The sequence below is a fragment of the Nocardia sp. IBHARD005 genome, from assembly GCF_052814245.1.
Genome location: NZ_CP199935.1, coordinates 3,486,631 through 3,500,272, shown reverse-complemented (window position 1 = coordinate 3,500,272; position 13,642 = coordinate 3,486,631). Strand labels below are relative to the sequence as shown.

Genomic DNA, 13,642 nt, shown 5'->3' with positions numbered 1-13,642 from the left:
GTGTTGTCAGCCCCGGAAAACAGCGATGCCCGCCCGATCGCTGGATCGGGCGGGCATCGTCTGGAATCGCTAGGCGGTACCACCGAGCAGGGCATCGACGAACGCACCGGGCTCGAACGGGGCCAGATCGTCGGCACCCTCGCCGAGGCCGACGAGTTTCACCGGCACGCCGAGTTCGTGCTGCACCTGGAACACGATGCCGCCCTTGGCGGTGCCGTCGAGCTTGGTGAGGACCACGCCGGTGATGTCGACGACGTCGGCGAACACCCGCGCCTGCATCAGGCCGTTCTGGCCGACGGTCGCGTCGAGGACCAGCAGCACCTCGTCGACCTCACCCTTCTTCTCCACAACCCGCTTGACCTTGCCCAGCTCGTCCATCAGGCCGGTCTTGGTGTGCAGGCGGCCCGCGGTGTCGATGAGGACCGCGTCGACACCACCGTCGATACCCGCGGTGACCGCGTCGAAGGCGACGGCGGCCGGGTCGGCGGCCTCTTTACCGCGCACGGTCTCCGCGCCCACCCGTTCGCCCCAGGTCTGCAGCTGATCGGCGGCGGCGGCGCGGAAGGTGTCGGCGGCGCCGAGCAGCACGCGGCGTCCGTCGGCGACGAGCACGCGGGCCAGTTTGCCGGTGGTGGTGGTCTTACCGGTGCCGTTGACGCCGACAACGAGCAGGATCGCGGGCTTGTCGCCGTGCGGGAGGGCATGGATGGAACGGTCGAGTTCGGGGCGCAGTGCCTCGATGAGCACGTCACGCAGGGCGGTGCGGGCCTGCTCGGGAGTGCGCACGCTGCGCGAGGCCATCTCTTCGCGCAGGCGTTCGACGATCTTCGCGGTGCTCGCGGTGCCGATATCGGCCAGCACCAGGGTGTCTTCGATCTCCTCCCACGAATCCTCGTCGAGGTCGCCGCCGCCGAGCAGACCGAGCAGACTCTTGCCGACCGCGTTCTGGGAACGAGCCAGACGGCCGCGCAGGCGGACGAGGCGGCCGGTGGTGGGGTCGATCTCTTCGATCGCGGTGGTGGTCGCGTCGACCTCGGCCGGGGCGGTCTCGGCAGCTGGTGCGGGCTCGGTGGTCGGTACGGCGGGAGCCTTGGTGAGCGGCTCGCTGGGAGCCTCGGTCGACGCCGTGCCTGCGGGCGCGGCCTTGGTGGCAGCGGTGTCGGACGGCGCGGCCTTCGGCGGTGCCGTGTCGGTGGGCGCGGAATCGGTAGCCGCGGGCTCGGTGTCCGGTTCGGCCGGTGCGACGGTGTCGAGACCGGACGCGTCGTCGGGGACCACCACGGTCTCGTCGAGAGCGACATCGCCCTCGGGCAGCCGAACATCGGTGATGCCACGACGCGGGGCGTCCCGCGGGATCGCGGCGTCGTCGCCGACGTGCGGTTGGCCGTCGGTGTCGGTGCGCTCCGGGATGGGCTCGGGCTTCGGCAACGTGGCCGTCGAGCCGCCCTGGCTGAAGTTGAACCCACCGGACGCGGTGTAACCACCGGAGCGGTCCGTCAACTCCTTGTCCGGTTCGGGCGGTGCCAGCGAAATCTGGCGTCGCTTGTACAGGACGAAACCCGCGACGAGCGCCACCAACAGGACGGCGGCGATCGCGGCGATCAGGATCCACGCTTGCGAACTCACCCGGCGAGTCTATTCGTGCGGGGAGTTACCGCACGTCGGCGGCATCTGCGGGGCAGGTCGGCGAGCCGTACCCGGGCGCGTCGCGGTGTGGCGGAAACACTACAGATTCGTTGTCCTGCGGAACTTCTGGCGCTTGCCCCATAGGATCGGCGGAGTGACCGATCGAAACGTGCTTGGGGGGCCGCTGGAAGAGTGCGGCACCGATCCTCTCACGGGCTTCTACCGGGACGGCTGCTGCAGCACCGGTCCGGAGGATCTCGGCAGCCACACCGTGTGCACCGTCGTGACGGCGGAATTCCTGGAGCATCAGGCCTCCATCGGCAACGACCTCAGCACCCCCCGCCCAGAGAACAATTTCCCCGGCCTGCAACCGGGCGACCGCTGGTGTGTGGTGGCGGTCCGCTGGTTGCACGCCCACGAGGACGGCGTCGCCGCTCCCGTGGTGCTGGCCGCGACCCACGAGAACGCGCTGGAGGTCATCTCGGTGGACATCCTGCGCAAATACGCCGTCGACGTCCCCGACGACGTCAGCGACCTCTTGTAGGAGCGCGCCCGCCTCCCCTCGAATTCTGCGTGTCGTGGGGGGTCTGTCATTTCCGTGTCGGGCCGGCGGTGGGGAGCAGGTGGCGTATCAGCGGTCCGGCTCTTCACGAGTCGGCCTCGCTGACAGCGAATTTCAGCCGCGAGTTGCCGGAGGGCGACTTCGGGACAGCGCTGCCGCCCGGGTGCCGCCCCCGGCCTCAGACAGCGGCCGATACCGGGTCGGGGTCGGTGGCCTCGGCTCGGTTCAGCCGCTGGGAAATCACCTGGGTGATGCCGTCGCCGCGCATGCTCACGCCGTAGAGGGCGTCGGCGATCTCCATGGTCGGCTTCTGGTGGGTGATGACGATCAGCTGACTCTTCTCGCGCAGCTGCTCGAACAGGCCGATGAGGCGGCGCAGGTTGGTGTCGTCCAGAGCGGCTTCGACCTCGTCCATCACGTAGAACGGGGAGGGGCGGGCGCGGAAGATCGCGACGAGCAAAGCCACTGCGGTGAGCGACTTTTCGCCGCCGGAGAGCAACGAGAGACGTTTGACCTTCTTGCCCGGCGGGCGGGCCTCGACCTCGATGCCGGTGGTGAGCATGTCCGACGGGTCGGTGAGCACCAGCCTGCCCTCGCCGCCGGGGAACAGTTTCCCGAACACGCCGACGAATTCGCGTTCCACGTCGGCATAGGCCTCGGTGAACACCTGAAGGATGCGCGCGTCGACCTCGGCGACCACGTCGAGCAGGTCCTTACGCGCGTTCTTGACGTCTTCGAGCTGGGTGGCGAGGAAGGTGTAGCGCTCCTCGAGTGCCGCGAACTCTTCCAGCGCAAGGGGGTTCACCTTGCCGAGAGTGGTGAGGTCCTTCTCGGCGCGCTTGGCGCGGCGCTCCTGGGTGGGCCGGTCATAGGGCATCGGTTGCGGTGCGCTGACCTGTTCGCCGCGTTCCTTGGCCTGCTCGTATTCGTGTATCTCCAGCGCCGAGGGCGGCAGCACCACGTCGGGCCCGTATTCGGCGACGAGGTCGGCGAGTGCGATGCCGAACTGTTCGGCGATGGTCGTCTCGAGCTGTTCGATGCGCAGTGCCGCTTGGGCTTTGGCGACTTCGTCGCGGTGCACGGCATCGGTGAGCTGGGCCAGCTGGGTATTCAGCGCGCGTGCGCGCTCCTTCACCTGTTCCAGTGCCGCGGCGCATTCGCCACGGCGACGGACCAATTCGTCACGTCGCGCCGCGGCGGTGGCCACCACCTGCTCGAGTTGGTGCTTGATCTCGGTACCCGATTCGGCGACCGCCGCGGCCACGGCGGCCGCTTGGCGCCGAGCGGCCTGCGCGCGTTCGGCGCGTGCCCTGGCCTCCCGTTCACCACGGGCGGCCCTGCGCAGCGAATCCGCTTTGCCACGAACGGATTCCGCGCGTTCCTCCGAGGTGCGCACGGACAGGCGCGCTTCGACCTCCATGGTCCGGGCTTCGGCCAGCGCGGCGGCGGCTTCTTCGCGGGCGTACCCCGCGGTCTCGGTGCTCGCGGCGCCGACACTGTCGTCGCTACCGTCGTGTTCGATCTCGGCGTGCCGCAACCGGTCCTCGAGTTCGGCCAGTGCGGCCAGCGACTTCTCCCGCGCCGCTTCGGCTTCCGCGCGCTGGGTGGCCAGCCGCTCCCCCTCGGTCTGCGCGGCGCGCGCACTGTGCCCGACGCGGGCCAGCCGGTCGTAGATCGCCAGCAGCGCCTGATCGGATTCGTGCAGCGCCATCAGCGCGTGGTCGGCGGCGTCCTTGCGGTCGGCCTGTTCGGCCAGCGCTCCGGCCAGCGCCGCCTCCAGCTCCTCGGCCCGTCGTTGCGCGGCCGCCAATTCCGCTGTGGCGGTGTCGATCTCGGCCTGGACCTCGAGCTGGCTCGGCATCCGCTCCGAACCGCCGACGATCCAGCCCGCACCGGCCAGATCACCGTCACGGGTGACCACCCGAAGCTCCGGGCGCGGGCCGACGAGCTCGGTGGCGGTCGCCAGATCGTCGACGACCACGACGTCGGCGGTGAGCGCCGCCAGCGCGGGCCGCACCTGCTCGTCGCCCTCGAGCACGTCGGCGAGCCACTGCGCACCAGCGGGCAACGCGGAACGCCCGGCCGGAATCGTTGCGCCGCTCGCGAAGACGAACGCCACCCGGCCACCGTCACCGCTGCGCAATTCCCGCACCGCCGAGTCGGCGGTCGTCGCGGTATCGGCCGTGATGGCATCGGCGAGCGGACCGAGCAGCGCGGCGACAGCGGCCTCGAATCCGGGCTGCACGTGCAACAGGCCGGACAGCCGTCCGCCGAGCCCGCTCACTCCGTGTTCGAGCAGCCAGGCCGCACCGTCCTTGCGGGCCAGGTTCATGCCCAACGCTTCGATGCGGGCACCGAGCCGGGCGACGAGCTTGCTCGCCTCACGGTCGAGTTCACGCAGTTCCCGCACCCGCTCGTCGGCCAGTCCCTGCGCGGCGACGGCGTGTTCGTGCTGGGCGTCGAGTCCCTTTTCCCCGGCGTCGAGTTCGCCGAGTTCGTCCTGCACCGAGTCGTATTCGACCTGCGCGGTCTCACCACGGTGGCGGGCGTCGGCGATGGCCACGGACAGGCGCGCGATCTCGGCGTCCACGGACTGGGCGCGGGTGCGCAACGTGTCGACCTGGCCGGACAGCCGGGCCAGCCCTTCGCGCCGGTCGGCGATCGCGCGCACGGCCGCCAGGTGTGCCTGCTCGGCGGCCTTGGCGGCGTGCTCACGCTCGGCGAGGGCTTCACGCGCGGCTTCGAGGGTCTCGGTGGCCATCTCGACCGCGTACCGCAGTTCGGCCTCTTCGGCTTCGATCCGGTCGGCCTCGGCCTCGAGCTGCTCCGGGTCGCGTCCGGTGCCGACCGGCGCCTCGGTGTGCAGGTGCCTGGCCCGGTCACTGGCGATGCGGATGGTGGCGTTCACCCGTTCGGCCAGCGCCGAGAGCTGGAACCAGGTCTGCGCTGCGGCCTCGGCACTGGGGCTCAGCCGGGAGAGCTGGAACTCCTGCTGCGCGAGCGCGGCGTTGGCGGCGTCGAGTTCGGTCTGCACCGTGATCTGCTGTTCGCGGGCGTAGGCCTCTTTGCTGAGCTGGGATTCCAGTTCGCCACGGCGGGTGACCAGATCGTCGGCGGCCAGGCGCAGCCGGGCGTCGCGCAGGTCGGCCTGCACGGTCTGCGCGCGGCGGGCGACCTCGGCCTGGCGGCTGAGCGGTTTGAGCTGGCGGCGCAGTTCGGTGGTGAGGTCGGTGAGCCGGGCGAGGTTGGCCTGCATCGCGTCGAGCTTGCGGACCGCTTTCTCCTTGCGCCTGCGGTGCTTGAGCACGCCCGCGGCCTCTTCGACGAACGCGCGCCGGTCCTCCGGCCGCGATTCCAGGATCGCCGACAGCCTGCCCTGCCCCACGATGACGTGCATTTCGCGCCCGATGCCGGAGTCCGACAGCAGTTCCTGCACATCCATCAGCCGGCAGGTGCTGCCGTTGATCTCGTACTCGCCCGCGCCGTCGCGGAACATACGCCGGGTGATCGACACCTCGGCATAGTCGATGGGCAGCGCACCGTCGGAGTTGTCGATGGTCAGCGTCACCTCGGCACGCCCGAGCGGTGCCCGCCCGACGGTCCCGGCGAAGATGACGTCCTGCATCTTCCCGCCCCGCAACGCTTTGGCACCCTGCTCACCCATCACCCAGGAGAGCGCGTCGACGACATTGGATTTACCGGACCCGTTCGGCCCGACGACGCAGGTAATGCCCGGTTCGAAGCGCAAAGTGGTCGCAGACGCGAAGGACTTGAACCCCTTCAACGTGAGACTCTTCAAATGCAAGCTAGCCCGCCTCTCCGGGAATTCAAGCCAGACCTAGGTGCGAGGAGACACGAGACGCGGCCGACGGATGTGCAGTTGGCTCGGGTAGCCGGTGCCCGGTGAGTTACCCATGTGCTCACGAGAGCCTATCGGAAAGATGACCGCACCTTTCGCGAGTACATGGGTAACTCACCGGGCACCGGCTGACACAGCCCGATTCACAACCGCCGGCCGCCTGCCGAGGTACCTCGCACCTAGTTCTGGCCAGAATCCCGGAGAGGCGGATCAGCTTCCCAGCCGGTGATCACGCGGAAGACCAGGACTGCACCCCACGGGCCGATCACCCACATCGGCCAGAAGTAGGTGAGCTCTCCCGCGGTCAGCGAGATCAGGCCCCAGATGACCAGCACGATCACGCTGACACCGAGCCAGCTACCCGCTTCGATGCGCTGCCAGATCGGGAAGCGCGTACCGGACTTGCGTTCGGCGGGCGCCGCGGCCTGCTGCTGTTTCGTGAGCGGCGGCAGATCGGACAGGACGACGGCTAGTTCGTCGCGCGTGGTGGTCGCGTAGACCTTGGCCACGCGCTGGTCGTATTCGCCCAGGTCGAGCCTGCCGTCGGCCAGATGCGTACCCAGCTGGGCGACGATGGCGTTGCGTTCGGCGTCGGACGCGCGCGTACCCGGGGTGATATCCATGCCGACGTCCTCTCGGTCAACATCCACGATGGAGTGCTGGTTTCCAGCGTCCACCCTCCACAGTGCGATGTCAACCGCTCACCCTCGATCAGAGGATGGCGAAAGCCACCACGAGACCGAGCGCGAAGTGCGCGGCGGCGACGACGAGGACCTCGGGGGTGTAGGTCTCGGCGTGCAGCGTGCGGCCGATGTCGACGCCGGTGACCTTCTCGATCACCCGCACCGAGATCACCTGCGCGATGATGCCTACCAGGCCGAACACGATCGCCGCGATCAGCCCTTCCGACAGCTTGCCGCTGCCGCCGGTGGCCAGCACCGCGAACACGACGATGAACGCCATGCTGATCATTCCGGCCGCCGAGACGATGATCGCGTTCGGCTTGCCCGCCACCACCAGGTCGCGCAGCTTGCCGGGCGTGGTCAGATCGATGGCGAAGAAGCCGATCAGCATCAGCACGAGGCCGATCAGGCAGTACAGGATGATGGCGCCGACGCCTTCACCGAGCGCACTCCAATAACCCGATTCCAGGGCGAGGGCGGTCATCGTGGTCCTTTCGAACTGTGTTGTGAGGTCAGGTGTCAGTCGACGATGCGGTGCGGCACGAACGCGGCGCCGTCATCGGTGATCAGGCCGGCGGTCTCGCGAATGCCGAGCCCGGCCGCGGTGTCACCCACGACCCAGGCGCCGAGCACCGGGCGCATCCCGTCGAATTCCGGTAGCGGGTCGAGCAATTGGTAGACGAAACCCTCGGCGCCGTAGACGCCGCCGGTCGCGGTCTCCATGCCGGGGCCGACGATGGTCATGTTCGCGCCCTCGCGGCCGAGCTTGGGTTTGCGAATGTATTCGGTGAGCTCGTGCGGGTTGTCGAGGTAGGCGGGCAACAGATTCGGGTGGCCGGGATACATCTCCCACAGGATCGCCAGGATCGCCTTGTTGCTCAGCAGCGTGGTCCACAGCGGTTCGATCCACGCGGTCGCGGGCAGGCTACCGACGACGCGCTTGCCGAAATCGTCGTCGACGATCCACTCCCACGGATACAGCTTGAACATCGCCTCGATCGGCGCCTCGGCCAGATCGACGAACCGGTTCAGCTCGGTATCGAAACCGACTTCCTCGATCGGCAGCGCGACCGTGTCGAAACCGGCTTCGGCCGCCGTCTCCTGCATATAGGCGGTGGTGACGTTGTCCTCACCGGTCGCGTCGGCACCCGACCAGGTGAAGTGCAGTTCGGTACCGGGCAGCACGCCGCGCAGTTCGGTCCAGCGCTCCACCAGTTTCTCGTGCAGCGAATTCCATTGGTCGCCACCGGGATACACCTGCTGCAACCAGTGCCACTGGATGATCGCGGCCTCGAGCAGCGAGGTGGGGGTGTCGGCGTTGTATTCCAGCAGCTTGGCCGGGCGCCGCGCGTCATAGCGCAGGTCGAAGCGGCCGTACACGTAAGGGTCACTGCGACGCCAGGATTCGGCGATCGGGCCCCACGTCCATTCCGGCAGACCGAAATCGGCGAAGCGCTCGGTGAGTACCACGTGTTCGACCGCGTGCAGGCACATCGACTGCAGCAGTTCCACATCGGCTTCCAGCGCGAGGATCTCGTCCATCGAGAACTCGTAGTGCACCGACTCGTCCCAGTACGGCCGCGGCTGACCGCTGGCATCGCGCCCCGGTGCGCCGTAAACCAGACCCTGCTTTTCGACGATCTGCTGCCAGTCCTGGCGTGGTGTGCTCGTGTTGCGCCGCATCTACGACCCACTCCCCCCAGTCGACTTGCTGCCGAGTCCGCCGCGCTGCACCGTGGTGCCACTCTTGGTCTTGATCTCGGCATTGCGCGGTTTCACCGAGGTGCCACCCGTCGGTGGCCGGCCGATCGTCGGTGTGCCGCCGTAGTGGTAGCGGTACTGCGGCCAGCCCAGAATCAGCAGTCCGCCGCCGTGTCCGCCGCCGGAGCCGTCACTGCGGAAATTGCTCTTGCCGTCGCCGCAGTTCTCATCGGGGACAACGACTTCCTGCCCGTTCTCATCGATCTGCACGCACGAGGCCGTCACCTGGTCGGGTGCGGTGATCGCCCGGTAGGCGAGGTAGCCACCGCCGACGAGCGCGGCGACGCCGACGATCGCGACACCGCCGATCATCACGCGTTTGCGGTTGCGCCGCTTCTCCTCGGCCGCCGCGGCCGCCGCCCGCTCGGCCGCTTCGGCTTGCCTGCGGGCCTTATCTCTGGCACGCGCTTCGCCGACGGTCGGCGGACGCGGCTGGGTGACGCCGGGTTCCTGCCTGGCCATCCGACCGGGACGCTGCGGGTCGACGGGATGCCCGCCCGCGCCGAAAACAGGCGGCGTCGCCCCTGTGCTCGGGTCGGGCGTGGACGCCCCGGCTGGTGTCGCTCCCTGACCCGCGGGTGTCGCACCGGCGTTCGGGTCGGACGGTGTCGAACTCGGATCCGGTGCGGACGATCCCGCGCCGGGATCGGGTGGCGTCCACGGGGACCTGTCCGGCTCGCCGTTCGAGGGTTGTTCCGGTCGATCGGGCGGTCCAGGGTTCTGTGTGCTCACCGCTGCCGCCCCCTAGCCCCCGAAGTCACCACTAGCGCTCCTCGAATCCCGTCATGTCGCCCCGCGCGGGCTCCCAGCTTTCCACAACCAGGTCTACCCGCCCGGGAGCCGGCCCGGACAGAGCATGTCTCACGTGCCCGACGGGTTGCGAACTATCGGGCGCCTCGCCGGACCGTAGCAGTTCCAGCAATTTCTCGCCCGCCGTTCGCGGCCCTTCGGCAACAACATGGACGCGTCCGTCGCGGTGGTTGCGCGCGTAGCCGACCAGCCCGAGTTCCAGTGCGCGCGACCGCGTCCACCACCGAAACCCCACGCCCTGCACATACCCGTGCACCCACGCACTCAGCCGAACCGGCTCCTCACTCATGCGTCGATGTTGAACGTCAACGTCACCTTCGTGCCCACCTTGAGCGTGCGGCCCACAGTGCACACCTTGTCGACGGCGCGCTGCACGGTGACCAGTAGTCGTTCGCGGGCGGCCTCGTCGAGTTCGGACAGGTCGAGTTCGAGGACCTCGTCGAGCTGCGGGTAGAGCTCGTTCTCGCGGTCGGCATCGCCGGAGACGCGGATGGTGGCGTCGAACTCGTCGCCGAGGCGACGCGACAACGGCAGGTCCGAACTGAGCCCGGTGCACCCGGCGAGCGCGATCTTGAGCAGCTCACCGGGAGTGAAGGCGCCGGGAACACCCTGGGAGGCGATCAACACCTCCGCGCCGCGGTTACTGCGCCCGGTGTAGGCACGGGTTCCGGTGCGCTCGACCCACAGTTCGGTGGGGACGTTGTTCACGGGTGCGATCTGCTCAGCCATGCCTTGATCCTGGCATGTCCGCCTCTGCGCGACTCATGCCGTCCGGTAACTGCCGCGAAAGTCACGTCCCGGTCTTGCGTACGTACGCGGCCGAGTTCTGGGCGTTCCCGGTGAGTTACCCATGTACTCGCGAGATCACGGGTAGACGCTCATTCTTGGAAGCGATAGCCCATCCCCGCCTCCGTGAGCAGATGGCGCGGGTTCGCCGGATCGTCCTCGAGTTTGCGTCGCAGCTGCGCGAGGTAGACGCGCAGGTAATGGGTCTCGGTCGCATAGGCCGGACCCCACACCTCGCGCAGTAATTCCTTGCGCCCCACCAGTTTTCCGCGATTGCGCACCAGCATCTCGAGCATTCCCCACTCGGTGGGCGTGAGGTGCACGGCCACGCCCTGCTTGGTGACCTTCTTCGCGGCCAGGTCGACGGTGAAGGAATCGGTCACGACCACCGGGTCGTCGCTGCCGGCATCAGCGGCCCCACGCCGAACCGCCGCACGCAACCGGGCCAGCAACTCGTCCATCCCGAACGGCTTGGTGACGTAGTCGTCGGCCCCCGCATCGAGCGCCTCGACCTTGTCAGCGGAGTCGGTGCGCGCCGAGAGCACCAGTACCGGCGCGCTACTCCAACCACGCAGGCCCGCAAGCACCTCGATGCCATCCATATCGGGCAGCCCGAGATCGAGAATCACCACATCGGGATGCTTCTCGGCGGCGGCACGCAGCGCGGCGGCACCATTGCCCGCGGTGATCACCTCGTAGCCACGCACCGACAGATTGATCCGCAACGCCCGCACGATCTGCGGCTCGTCGTCGACCACCAAAACCTTCACTGCTCCGCCACTCCGCGTATTTTGGCCGGACTCAGGTGGGAGGGCCGTCGTGCGGGCGGGCGGCGGTTTGTGCGTAGCAGCGGGTTCGCCGGTTCCCCCGGAGTTACCCATGTGCTCACTTGTCGGCATCGTTGTTTCCTGTGCAGGGGGCGGGCAGGTCTACCAGCATGGTCAGACCGCCGCCCGGGGTGGGTTCGGCGTGGACGGTACCGCCCATCGCCTCGACGAAACCGCGCACGACCGAGAGGCCGAGTCCGACGCCGGTGGTGTTGTCCCGGTCGCCGAGACGCTGGAACGGCTCGAACAGGTCCTCCTCGGTGCCCGCGGGGACGCCGCGTCCGGTGTCGACAACCGCGATCGACACCCGGTCGCCAACGTGTTCGGCGGTGACACGAACGGGGGTGTCACGACCGGAGTGGTGCAGCGCGTTATCGAGCAGGTTCGCCAGCACGCGTTCGAGAAGACCGCTGTCGGCGAGTACCGACACCTCACCGACCTCGACTTTCACCCGGTCCATCGCCGCGCGCCGCAATCCCCGTGCGCCCATCCCGACGCTCACCAGCGCGCGGTGCACCGCCTCGTCCATGTAGACCTGCCGCAATTGCGGGCTCACCACACCGACGGCCAGGCGCGACGAATCGAGCAGGTTGCCGACCAGCGCGGTCAGCTGGTCGACGGATTCCTCGATCGCCTCGAGCAGTTCGCCGGTGTCCTCGGCGGAGAACTCCACATCGTCGCTGCGCAGACTCGACACGGCGGCCTTCGCACCCGCCAACGGCGTGCGCAGGTCGTGGCTGACTGCCGAGAGCAGTGCCCGGCGCAACCGATCGGCCTCCAGCAACGCCGCCGCGGCACTGGCTTCTTCGGCGAGCCGTTCCTGCCGGACCAGCCCGGCGGCTTGATTGGCCACCGCGTTGAGCACCGGCCGCTCCCCCGGGTCGAGTGGATGCCCGGCCAGCAGCAGCAGGCTCGTCGTGTCGCCTGCTTCGATGACTGTCTGGGCATCGTCGGGACGTCGCGGTGGATCCGTGCCGACCTCGGCGACCACCACGTCACCGCACAGCATGCTCACCGCCCGCTGGCCGTACGCCTCACGCACCTGTTCCAGCAGACTCGGCAGGTCGGCGCCGTGCAGCACCGCGCCGGCGAACAACGTGAGCAGTTCGGCTTCACGAGACGCCTTGCGCGCCTGCCTGGTTCGCTTCGCCGCGACATCGACCAGCGCGGCGACCGCGACCGCCACGATCAGCAGCACCACCACGGTGACGAAGTTGTCCGGTTCGGCGATGGTGAGGCTGTAGCGCGGTGAGGTGAAGAACCAGTTCAGCAGCAGCCCCGACAGCAGCGCCGACACCATGGCGGGCACGACACCGCCGAGCAGCGCGACCGCGACGACACCGACGAAGAACATCGCGCTGAGCCCGCCGAGTTCGAGGAATCCGTCGAGCGTCGCCCAGCAGACCAGGCTCACCAGCACCGGCACCAGCAGTGCGGCGATCCAGGCGAACAGCGGCTGACGGACGCGCAGCGGGTTGCGGCGCACACCCTGGTTGGCCTGCTCATGGGTCACCATGTGGACGTCGATCTTGCCCGAACGCTGCACCACCGTGGACCCGATGCCCTCGTCGAGCATCCGCGCCCACCGCGACCGTCGCGAGGTCCCGAGCACCAGCTGCGTCGCGTTGACCTCCCGCGCGAATTCCAGCAGCGCGCCCGGCACATCGTCGCCGGTCACGGTGTGCAGCGAGGCACCGAGCCCGGCCGCGAGTTCACGCAGCCGAACCATCCGCTGCGTCGACACACCGGCGAGCCCGTCGCCACGAACCACGTGCACCACCACGAGATCGGCGCTGGACTTGGACGCGATCCGCCCCGCCCGGCGCACGACCGTCTCCGATTCCGCCCCGCCGGTGACCGCGACGACGACCCGTTCGCGCGCCTCCCACAGCTCGGTGATCTTGTGGTCGGCCCGGTACTCGGCGAGCGCGGCGTCGACCTGATCGGCCAGCCAGAGCAGTGCGAGTTCCCGGAGCGCGGTGAGATTTCCGGGCCGGAAGTAGTTGCGAAGCGCGGCATCCACCTTGTCCGCCGCGTACACATTTCCGTGCGACAGCCTGCGCCGCAATGCTTCCGGCGTGAGATCGACCAGCTCCACCTGATCGGCCCCACGCACCACCGCATCGGGCACCGTCTCGCGCTGCTCGATCCCGGTGATCTGGGCGACCACATCGTTGAGGCTCTCGAGGTGTTGCACGTTCACCGTCGAGATGACATCGATGCCGGCGTCGAGGAGTTGTTCGATGTCCTGCCAGCGCTTTTCGTGCACGCTGCCCGGCGCGTTGGTGTGCGCGAGCTCGTCGACGAGCACCACGGCGGGCTTGCGCGCGAGCACCGCGTCGACATCGAGTTCGGGCAGCTCGGTCCCCCGATAGCCGACCAGCTTGGTCGGGATCCGTTCGATGCCGTCGAGCAGTTGCGCGGTCTTCGCGCGGCCGTGCGTCTCGACCAGCGCGGCCACCACATCACGGCCGCGCTCGAGCCGCCGGTGCGCTTCGCCGAGCATGGCGTAGGTCTTGCCCACGCCCGGCGCCGCACCGAGATAGATGCGCAGTTGTCCGCGTTTCACCTGTCTATCATCGCGTGTCGCCGAGCCTCGACTGTAGGTCGCACCGGCAACACGCCGACCGTCACCATCGGCGTGTGCGAGGTGTTCAGCCGACCGAGCACCCGGATCAGCAGCAACGATCCGACAAAACCGAAGATCACCGCAAGGGTCACTACCGAC

The 13,642-nt window shown here is 68.6% G+C and carries 12 protein-coding genes; 1 reads left to right on the top strand and 11 read right to left on the bottom strand.

Annotation, left to right across the window (positions count from 1 at the left end):
* Positions 1-69: 69 nt before the first annotated feature.
* Positions 70-1,626 carry a signal recognition particle-docking protein FtsY gene (gene ftsY / locus ACTWPB_RS16280; RefSeq protein ID WP_446221505.1) on the bottom strand — a complete coding sequence of 519 codons (1,557 nt, stop codon included), beginning with the start codon at positions 1,624-1,626 and terminating at the stop codon, positions 70-72.
* Positions 1,627-1,780: 154 nt separating this feature from the next.
* On the opposite strand from ftsY, the gene ACTWPB_RS16275 reads away from it, so the two are divergent.
* Complete coding sequence (locus ACTWPB_RS16275) at positions 1,781-2,170, top strand: DUF2237 family protein (protein WP_120041702.1); 390 nt, start codon at positions 1,781-1,783, stop codon at positions 2,168-2,170.
* Between the two features lie 196 nt (positions 2,171-2,366).
* On the opposite strand, the gene smc is transcribed toward ACTWPB_RS16275, so the two are convergent.
* The 10 genes from smc to ACTWPB_RS16225 all read right to left on the bottom strand — a co-directional run bounded on the left by smc (position 2,367) and on the right by ACTWPB_RS16225 (position 13,635).
* Positions 2,367-5,993 carry a chromosome segregation protein SMC gene (gene smc, locus ACTWPB_RS16270; protein WP_446221504.1) on the bottom strand — a complete coding sequence of 1,209 codons (3,627 nt, stop codon included), beginning with the start codon at positions 5,991-5,993 and terminating at the stop codon, positions 2,367-2,369.
* Positions 5,994-6,226: 233 nt separating this feature from the next.
* Positions 6,227-6,670: a DUF1707 SHOCT-like domain-containing protein gene (locus tag ACTWPB_RS16265; RefSeq protein WP_446221503.1), complete on the bottom strand. Its 444-nt coding sequence runs from the start codon at positions 6,668-6,670 to the stop codon at positions 6,227-6,229.
* An 88-nt stretch (positions 6,671-6,758) separates the two neighbouring features.
* Positions 6,759-7,214 carry a DUF350 domain-containing protein gene (locus ACTWPB_RS16260; protein WP_446221502.1) on the bottom strand — a complete coding sequence of 152 codons (456 nt, stop codon included), beginning with the start codon at positions 7,212-7,214 and terminating at the stop codon, positions 6,759-6,761.
* A gap of 35 nt (positions 7,215-7,249) precedes the next feature.
* Positions 7,250-8,413 (bottom strand): glutathionylspermidine synthase family protein, encoded by a 1,164-nt coding sequence (locus tag ACTWPB_RS16255; RefSeq protein WP_446221501.1) that lies wholly within the window; start codon positions 8,411-8,413, stop codon positions 7,250-7,252.
* On the bottom strand, positions 8,414-9,223 hold the full coding sequence (locus tag ACTWPB_RS16250) for a hypothetical protein (RefSeq protein WP_446221500.1): 810 nt from the start codon (positions 9,221-9,223) through the stop codon (positions 8,414-8,416).
* Between the two features lie 31 nt (positions 9,224-9,254).
* Positions 9,255-9,590 (bottom strand): acylphosphatase, encoded by a 336-nt coding sequence (locus ACTWPB_RS16245; protein WP_378912433.1) that lies wholly within the window; start codon positions 9,588-9,590, stop codon positions 9,255-9,257.
* Entirely contained in the window at positions 9,587-10,030 is a 444-nt protein-coding gene (locus tag ACTWPB_RS16240) for an OsmC family protein (protein WP_446221499.1), read from the bottom strand. Before ACTWPB_RS16240 ends, ACTWPB_RS16245 begins: the two co-directional genes overlap by 4 nt.
* A 149-nt stretch (positions 10,031-10,179) precedes the next feature.
* On the bottom strand, positions 10,180-10,857 hold the full coding sequence (locus ACTWPB_RS16235; protein ID WP_379292713.1) for a response regulator: 678 nt from the start codon (positions 10,855-10,857) through the stop codon (positions 10,180-10,182).
* Between the two features lie 115 nt (positions 10,858-10,972).
* The gene (locus ACTWPB_RS16230; protein ID WP_446221498.1) at positions 10,973-13,483 is read right to left on the bottom strand and encodes an ATP-binding protein; all 2,511 of its coding nucleotides are present in this window, start codon (positions 13,481-13,483) and stop codon (positions 10,973-10,975) included.
* Positions 13,480-13,635: a hypothetical protein gene (locus ACTWPB_RS16225; RefSeq protein WP_446221497.1), complete on the bottom strand. Its 156-nt coding sequence runs from the start codon at positions 13,633-13,635 to the stop codon at positions 13,480-13,482. Before ACTWPB_RS16225 ends, ACTWPB_RS16230 begins: the two co-directional genes overlap by 4 nt.
* Between the last annotated feature and the right edge of the window lie 7 nt (positions 13,636-13,642).

What these genes read in the sequence shown, in the direction of transcription:
- ACTWPB_RS16265 (WP_446221503.1), bottom strand. Translation starts at nt 6,670, where the DNA reads ATGGATATCACCCCGGGTACGCGCGCGTCCGACGCCGAACGCAACGCC.
- ACTWPB_RS16260 (WP_446221502.1), bottom strand. Translation starts at nt 7,214, where the DNA reads ATGACCGCCCTCGCCCTGGAATCGGGTTATTGGAGTGCGCTCGGTGAA.
- ACTWPB_RS16255 (WP_446221501.1), bottom strand. Translation starts at nt 8,413, where the DNA reads ATGCGGCGCAACACGAGCACACCACGCCAGGACTGGCAGCAGATCGTC.
- ACTWPB_RS16245 (WP_378912433.1), bottom strand. Translation starts at nt 9,590, where the DNA reads ATGAGTGAGGAGCCGGTTCGGCTGAGTGCGTGGGTGCACGGGTATGTG.
- ACTWPB_RS16240 (WP_446221499.1), bottom strand. Translation starts at nt 10,030, where the DNA reads ATGGCTGAGCAGATCGCACCCGTGAACAACGTCCCCACCGAACTGTGG.